General features: G+C 70.5%; 8 protein-coding genes. 4 read left to right on the plus strand and 4 right to left on the minus strand.

Going from position 1 to position 7348, the window contains the following annotated elements; translation table 11 throughout:
- Positions 1-607: maltotransferase domain-containing protein (locus F7R91_RS41400; protein WP_150958995.1), on the minus strand; the 607-nt coding region annotated here is incomplete at its 3' end.
- Positions 608-678: 71 nt separating this feature from the next.
- Positions 679-978, minus strand: a complete 300-nt coding sequence (locus tag F7R91_RS41405) for a DUF5133 domain-containing protein (RefSeq protein WP_150958997.1) — start codon at positions 976-978, stop codon at positions 679-681.
- Positions 979-1279: 301 nt separating this feature from the next.
- Between F7R91_RS41405 and F7R91_RS41410 the strand changes: the two genes are divergently transcribed.
- Together F7R91_RS41410 and glgX are read left to right on the plus strand one after the other, a co-directional pair.
- Entirely contained in the window at positions 1280-1795 is a 516-nt protein-coding gene (locus tag F7R91_RS41410; protein WP_150958999.1) for a pep a2, read from the plus strand.
- A complete protein-coding gene (gene glgX, locus F7R91_RS41415; protein ID WP_191971893.1) occupies positions 1792-3936 on the plus strand; it encodes a glycogen debranching protein GlgX in 2145 nt (714 codons plus the stop codon). The genes F7R91_RS41410 and glgX overlap by 4 nt, the downstream gene beginning before the upstream one ends.
- Positions 3937-3945: 9 nt before the next feature.
- On the opposite strand, the gene F7R91_RS41420 is transcribed toward glgX, so the two are convergent.
- Positions 3946-4749: a VOC family protein gene (locus F7R91_RS41420; protein WP_150959001.1), complete on the minus strand. Its 804-nt coding sequence runs from the start codon at positions 4747-4749 to the stop codon at positions 3946-3948.
- A 172-nt stretch (positions 4750-4921) separates the two neighbouring features.
- Here F7R91_RS41420 and F7R91_RS41425 point away from each other — a divergent pair, with 172 nt between their 5' ends.
- Complete coding sequence (locus F7R91_RS41425) at positions 4922-5254, plus strand: ANTAR domain-containing protein (RefSeq protein WP_150959003.1); 333 nt, start codon at positions 4922-4924, stop codon at positions 5252-5254.
- Positions 5255-5278: 24 nt separating this feature from the next.
- On the opposite strand, the gene F7R91_RS41430 is transcribed toward F7R91_RS41425, so the two are convergent.
- Positions 5279-6070 carry a SigB/SigF/SigG family RNA polymerase sigma factor gene (locus tag F7R91_RS41430; protein WP_150959005.1) on the minus strand — a complete coding sequence of 264 codons (792 nt, stop codon included), beginning with the start codon at positions 6068-6070 and terminating at the stop codon, positions 5279-5281.
- Positions 6071-6657: 587 nt separating this feature from the next.
- On the opposite strand from F7R91_RS41430, the gene F7R91_RS41435 reads away from it, so the two are divergent.
- A complete protein-coding gene (locus F7R91_RS41435; RefSeq protein ID WP_150959007.1) occupies positions 6658-7179 on the plus strand; it encodes a hypothetical protein in 522 nt (173 codons plus the stop codon).
- Positions 7180-7348 lie beyond the last annotated feature (169 nt).

Consider the following 7348-nt stretch of genomic DNA (forward strand, 5'->3'; position numbering starts at 1 on the left):
AGGCGCCGTACAGCGCCCGCTCCCGCTCCACCAGCAGCTCCAGCGTCGGCGACGCGGTCACCAGCTCCCGCAGCGGATACCGGGCCAGCACCGCATCCACCTCCGGCGTCAACGCCGCCGCAAGGCGGGTGGCGACCGGCAGCGAGTCGTCGCGGACGGTCCGGGCGGCGGCCAGGACCGCCGCACGCGCGGGGCCCTGCGGCACTCCGGCGGCCAGACGTTCGTAGAGCTCGGCGCCCTCCTCCAGGACCAGTCCGGTGTCGATGCCGGCCGGCACCTTGATTCGGGCGGTCCGGCGCCAGGTGGTGACCGGATCGCTCCAGGCCTCGACACGGTAGGTCCAGCGGCCCTCGGCGTCCGGGGTGACCTCGGCGCCCCAGCGGTCCGTGCCCGGGGCCAGTTCCCGCATCGGGGTCCAGGGGCCGTGCGTGCCCTCCGGGTCCGTCAGTACGACGTTGGCCGCGACCGCGTCATGGCCCTCGCGGAACACGGTCGCGGTGACAAGAAACGTTTCTCCTTTCACTGCCTTGGCGGGGCGCCTGCCGCACTCCACGGCCGGACGAACATCACGTACAGGGATGCGGCCGATGGCCGGGATCGGATTCATGGGTGTCACCTCCGCCGTGCTGAAAGCCGGGCCTGCTGGCCCGGCCGGGGATGGAACGGTGCCGGGAGGGGTCACCTCCCGGCGTGGGAACGCCGGTGCCGCCTCGGCGGGCCTCTCCGGGCGAGGCTGCCCGGCCGGGGCCGCTCGTCCTGCTCGCGCAGGTAGGTGGCGGGTGTGGACCGGAGATAGCGTTCGGCGGCGTCCGCGGCCTCGCGCGCGCACCGCTTCCCCATCAGTACACAAAGGGTGTAACCCGAGTCCTCGAAGGTGGCCCGCGCGGCGTGGTCGGCGGGGGACGCGAGCATCATGCGCTCCCAGGCCCGGTACCGCCGCAGTTGCCGGGCGACTTCGGCTTTGGCCGGTAGCAGCATGGCGCCGTTCACCTTTCAGGGGCTCGAACGCACGTCTCCCGACCGTCGGGCGGCGGCCGTGCACACAGGCACGGAACGATCCGTTACGGGCATCGAGGTCTTCACTCATGGTGCACGCGCGAACACGTGGCGTCTTGTTGGTTCTTCAACTACCTCGCTGAGGTGCTCGTGTTGCACGAATGGCGTAGCTCTCTCACTCTTGAGCTTACTCAGGAGCGATCAGTGCTCACGTTCCGTGGTCGGGGCCCAGTCCCCGAGGGGGCAGGAGGAGCGAGAGCCTCGCCGGTGAGGAGCCAACGAGATGAAGACCGCAGTGCCCTGCTACTACCACCTCGACGTGGAAGTCAGCCCGGAACGGGTGGGACAGGTCAGCCGCATCATGGCCGCTCACCTCCGGTTCTGGGACCTGGAGACCCTGGTCGAGCCCGTGTGCCACAGCGCCGAGATGCTGCTGCAGGCCATCGACGAACACGCGACGGACAAGAACACGTCCATCGAGATGTGGTGGAACGGCCAGCACCTCATCACCGCGATCGGGGGCAACGACCGCGACCTGCGCCCGGACCAGGACCTCCGCAGCTGCCTGGAGCGCCTCGCCGCGATGAGCGACGGATGGGGCTGCTGCGCCACCGACACCGGCAGCAAGGTCATCTGGTTCTCGCAGCGTGCCCGCGCCGGCGAACGCGTCCCGCTGGTGCCGACGGCGCCGGCCCCGAGCCTGCGCGAGGGGCTTCAGGTGCCCCGCGAGGAGGTGCCGGCCGCCATGCTGGCCGGCCCGGCGAGTACGGGTGTCGGTGTGCTGGAGGGCGCGCGGTGACCGCGCGCCGCAGCCGGCAAGGGGTGTCCGCCTGGAGCGGGCACCCCTACCCGTTGGGCGCCGACTTCGACGGCCGGGGCACCAACTTCGCCCTGTTCAGCGAGGTCGCCGAAGCCGTCGACCTCATCCTCGTCGACGACCACGGCAGACACCGCCGTGTCCCGCTGACCGAGGTCGACGGCTTTGTGTGGCACGGCTATCTGCCCGGCGTCGGACCCGGCCAGCGCTACGGCTACCGGGTGCACGGGCCCTGGTCCCCGGCGCTCGGCCAGCGGTGCAATCCGGCGAAGCTGCTCCTCGACCCGTACACCCGGGCCGTGGACGGACAGGCGGACAACCACCCCTCGCTCTTCGAACGCGCACCGGAGGGCCCCTCCCGCTCCGACAGCGCCGGGCACACCATGCTCGGTGTGGTCACCGACCCGGCCTTCGACTGGGGCGACGACGCCCCGCCGCGGCGGCCGTACACCGACACCGTCATCTACGAGGCCCACGTCCGCGGGCTCACCCGGACCCACCCCGAGGTGCCCGCGGAACTCCGCGGCACCTACGCCGGCCTCGCGCACCCCGCGGTCGTCGAGCACCTGACCGCGCTGGGCGTGACCGCCGTCGAACTGATGCCGGTGCACCAGTTCGTGCAGGACGGTGTGCTGCAGGACCGCGGACTGGCGAACTACTGGGGCTACAACACGATCGGCTTCTTCGCCCCGCACAACGCCTACGCCGCTCACGGCACCCGCGGAGAGCAGGTCACCGAGTTCAAGTCGATGGTGAAGGCGCTGCACTCGGCCGGCCTCGAAGTCATCCTGGACGTGGTCTACAACCACACCGCCGAGGGCAACGAGCGGGGTCCCACCCTCTCCTTCCGCGGCATCGACAACGCCTCGTACTACCGCCTGGTGGACGGCGACTGGGGGCACTACTACGACACCACCGGCACCGGGAACAGCCTGCTCATGCGGCACCCCTACGTGCTGCAGCTGATCATGGACTCGCTGCGGTACTGGGTCACCGAGATGCATGTCGACGGCTTCCGCTTCGACCTCGCGGCCACCCTGGCCCGGCAGTTCCACGAGGTGGACCGGCTGTCGGCGTTCTTCGACCTGATCCAGCAGGACCCGGTGATCAGCCGCGTCAAACTGATCGCCGAGCCGTGGGACGTGGGGGAGGGCGGCTACCAGGTGGGCAACTTCCCGCCGCTGTGGTCGGAGTGGAACGGCAAGTACCGGGACGCCGTACGGGACTTCTGGCGAGGACAGCCGCACTCGCTGGGCGAGTTCGCCTCCCGGCTGACCGGCTCCGCCGACCTGTACGCGCACAGCCGCCGCCGGCCGCGCGCCAGCGTCAACTTCGTCACCGCGCACGACGGGTTCACCCTGCACGACCTGGTCTCCTACAACGACAAGCGCAACGAGGCCAACGGCGAGGGCAACCGGGACGGCGAGAGCCACAACCGGTCCTGGAACTGCGGTGCGGAGGGCGCGACCGACGACCCCGCCGTCCTGGAACTGCGCGCCCGTCAGCAGCGCAACTTCCTGGCCACGCTGCTGCTGTCGCAGGGCATCCCGATGCTCAGCCACGGCGACGAACTCGGCCGCACCCAGCGCGGCAACAACAACGCCTACTGCCAGGACAACGAGGTCTCCTGGATCGACTGGGCCGTCACCGGCGAGCAGCGCGACCTCACCGAGTTCACGCGGTACGTCATCGGGCTGCGCGCCGCCCACCCCGTGCTGCGCCGGAGCCGGTTCTTCCGCGGCCAGCAGGTCAGGCGCGCGGGCCGGCAGCTGCCCGACCTGGTGTGGCTGCTGCCGGACGCGAGCGAGATGACGGACGCCGACTGGCAGCGCTCCGACGCGCACAGCGTCGGTGTCTTCCTCAACGGCGACGCCATCGCCGAACCCGACCCGTGCGGCCGGCCCGTGGTGGACGACTCCTTCCTCATTCTGTTCAACGGCTGCTGGGAGCCGGTCGACTTCCGGCTGCCGGACGTCACCTACGGCGAACGGTGGACGACACTCGTCGACACCGCAGAGCCGCAGGGCGCCGACGAGTCGGAGCACAAGGCGGGAACGGGCCTGACCGTCGAGTCCCGCAGCCTGGTGCTGCTCTCCCGCCCGCCCTCCCGTCCGGCGCGCTGACGTCCCGGATCAGCGCTCGCGGCGCGCGGTCACCGTGAACTGGGCGCCGTCCGGGTCGCGCAGGACGACCTCCTCGCCGCCCTTGGACAGGACGCTGCCGCCGTGCTGCTCCGCGGCCCGCGCGCAGGCCGATACGTCCGACACGGTGAAGTGGACCTGCCAGTGGGGGCGGATCGTGGGGTCGGGGGCCGACTCCAGCGCCCCCGACACGATGCGCGCGACGACGTAACCCTGACTGCGCAGCACGACCTCGCCGCCCTCGTACCGGACCTCGCAGCAGCCGGGACGCGACGACGCCCAGTCGAAGATCTCGCCGTAGAAGATGGCGGCGTCGAAGGCGTCCCGTGTGTGCAGTCTGATGAAGACGGGTTGAGCGCGCCGCCACTTCTCCCAGTGGGAGATGAGCTCGCCCTCCCAGATCCCGAAGGTGGCGCCGTCCCGGTCGGCCAGCAGCGCCGCCCGACCGGGCGGGAAGGAGATCGGGCCGACCGCCGCCGTACCGCCGCGCTCCTGCACCCGCGCCACGGCGTCGTCCGCGCTCTGCACGGCGAAGTACGGCGTCCACGCCACCGCCATCTGCCACATGGTGGCGACCCCGGCGATTCCCGCGACCGGCGTTCCCCCGGCCAGCGCGACCCGGAACTTCTCGCCCAGCTTGGCCGTCTGCCATCGCCAGCCCAGCACGGCCGTGTAGAAGTCCTCCGTGGTCTTCAGGTCGCGGCTGGTCAGGCTCACCCAGCAGGGTGCGCCGAAGACGGAGTGCGTGGAGACGACGTCCGTCGTGCCACCGGGGATTCTCGAGTCGTGCTTCATGGCAGTCGCGTCCTGGTCTCGTCGGCCTGTGCCACCGGGCGGGTCTCACCACCCAGTGTCCGGCCGGAACCGCTCGGGGCGCCTGCCGAGTACCCCCGCGGCGGCGTCGAAACGGTGGCCGGCGGCCCTCCGGCCCGGTGGCACGGCGCAGGACGAGTGACACGATGGACGCGTGGCATCGGCACCGCACGACCCCGGCGACGAAACGGACCGTATCTTCGAGCTGCAGGAAGAAGTCGAGCAGCTGAAGGAGGCCGTTTCCTCGCACGCCGTGGTGGACCAGGCGATCGGCATGCTCGTCGCGCTCGGCAGAGTGACGCCGGACCAGGGGTGGGAGGTGCTGAAGGAGGTCTCCCAGCACACGAACATCAAGCTCCGCAATGTCGCGGAACTGATCCTGGTCTGGGGACGGACCGGGGACATGCCGCCGACCGTCGGGGCCGAACTGGAAGCGACGCTCGACCGGTACGGGCCCACGCAGATTCCGGAGGCACCGACGGAGTGAGGGCGCCGTCCGGGTCGGCCGGGGTCAGCCGGCCTCGGCGAGCACCTCCTCGCGCAGTCGGTCGAAGCAGCTGCTGAGCAGGCGGGAGACATGCATCTGCGAGATGCCGAGCTGCTCCGCGATCCCGCTCTGCGTCATCCCCCGGAAGAAACGCAGGTAGAGGATGGTCCGCTCGCGCTCCGGCAGCGCCTCCAGGCAGGGCGTGACGGCCACACGGTCGACGACGACGTCGAAGCGCGGGTCCGGCCCGCCGATCGCGTCCGTCAGGGCGTAGCCGTCCGTGCCGGGCATCTCGGCCTCCAGCGACAGCGCGGAGAAGCACTCCAGGGCCTCCGTGCCGGTGCGCACCTCGTCCTCGCTCATCCGCGCGTACGCCGCGATCTCGGCGACGGTCGGAGGCCGCCCCGGGATCGTCTGCGAGAGCTCCTTCTCGGCCTGGCGCACCCGGTTGCGCAGATCCTGGACGCGACGCGGCACATGCAGCGACCACAGATGGTCACGGAAGTGCCGCTTGATCTCGCCGGTGACGGTGGGTACGGCGTACGCCTCGAAGGCGGTGCCGCGCGCAGGGTCGTAGTGGTCGACGGCCTTGACGAGGCCCAGCGCCGCCACCTGGTACAGATCCTCGACGGACTCGCCGCGTCCCCTGAAGCGGACGGCGATCCGTTCGGCCATGGGGAGCCAGAGCCGGATCAGCTCGTCCCGGAGCGCCTTGCGCTCCGGCCCCTCCGGCAGCCGCGCGAGCCGTTCGAAGTCCTTGGTCGTGTCGGGGGCGTCGTCGTGCGGGTGCGCCTTCGTTCTGGTGGTGACGCGCATGGCGCGCACCTCCTCAGCAGGTGCTGGCGGGACAGACACCATGGGAGGCGCGGACGGGGACCTGACGGAGGACACCGGGACCGGAGGCCGGCTCCCACGGACGTGCCTCCTGTCCGAAGCACTGCAGTGCCGATTCCCGCGGACGATGGTTCCAAAACAATTCCGCGAAAACGGTGACGCAGTGCGACGGGGTGATTCTGAATCGTCGCCGAACGACGCGGAGGAATTGCACAGAGAGTGCACGATCCCGAATTCCACGGGATTCGTCGCATGAAATTCCGTACGGTGCTCGGGAAAGCGCGGCGCGGGCCGCTGATCCCCGGCGGACCGGCCGTCGGCCTCGCCCCGACGACCCGGAGGGGTGTGCGGCAGCGCCTGCGGCGGCCGGGCCGCCGATCTTGGCCGGGAACGTGATGTACGGCACGCCCCCGGACACCGTTGTCCCCCCGGCGCGCGGATTCTCCCTGCGCACCCCCTTGATCAGCGATCAAGGGGGCGAATTCGCTGGCCACAGCGCATTCCGCTCATTTGACAGTGCCCTGAGCGCACAGATAGGAAGCAGCTCTCTGAGGTCGAAGAGGTGCACTGTGTACGAGCCGAACGTGATCGGGGACTGGCATGAGTACGACGAGCATGCCGGTCTGCGCGTCCGTGTCCACCGCCTGGAGGCGTCCGAGCCGCCGCGTGGACGGGACGACGCCGCCGACGGGCTGACGTACTTCAGTGTGCGGGTCACCGTGGAGAACCGCGGTCTGCGCCATTTCGGCGTTCACCTCGAAGACGGTCAGATCGATGTGCGCCTCGGCCCCGACGGCGAGAGCGCCTTCATCGACTGGCGCAATTCGCAGTTCATCGAGGGCTTCGACGTCTACCCGCTGCGCCGGGCCACCGCCGTGCTGTACGCGGCCGGGCCGGAGGCGTCGCTGAACCAGATCGACGTGCAGATCCAGGTGCGCGTCGACGACGAGTGGACCGGCCGCCGGCTGTGGGCGGGCGGCATCGGCGTCGGCCTCGACGAGAACCGTGCTCACCAGGGAACGGTCCGGGACAGCCTGGCCCACCAGGTGAGCAACTTCCTGCGGGACCAGGCGGAGGAAGGCACGGCCTGACGGCCCACCGACCGCGTCCCCAACCTCACAGGGCGACACCCCCTAGGGCCTGTCTGGAGTCGTGATCAATCGGCTGCTTGCAGGAGATCTCCGAGCCAGATCATCGAGGCGCGGAGTTCGAGGCCGGCGAGGTAGCTCTCGGGCGTCTTGTCGAAGCGTGTGGCGATGC

It is taken from the genome of Streptomyces luteolifulvus (assembly GCF_008806595.1).
Lineage (GTDB): Bacteria > Actinomycetota > Actinomycetes > Streptomycetales > Streptomycetaceae > Streptomyces > Streptomyces luteolifulvus.

What these genes read in the sequence shown, in the direction of transcription:
- F7R91_RS41405 (WP_150958997.1), bottom strand. Translation starts at nt 978, where the DNA reads ATGCTGCTACCGGCCAAAGCCGAAGTCGCCCGGCAACTGCGGCGGTAC.
- F7R91_RS41410 (WP_150958999.1), top strand. Translation starts at nt 1,280, where the DNA reads ATGAAGACCGCAGTGCCCTGCTACTACCACCTCGACGTGGAAGTCAGC.
- F7R91_RS41420 (WP_150959001.1), bottom strand. Translation starts at nt 4,749, where the DNA reads ATGAAGCACGACTCGAGAATCCCCGGTGGCACGACGGACGTCGTCTCC.
- F7R91_RS41430 (WP_150959005.1), bottom strand. Translation starts at nt 6,070, where the DNA reads ATGCGCGTCACCACCAGAACGAAGGCGCACCCGCACGACGACGCCCCC.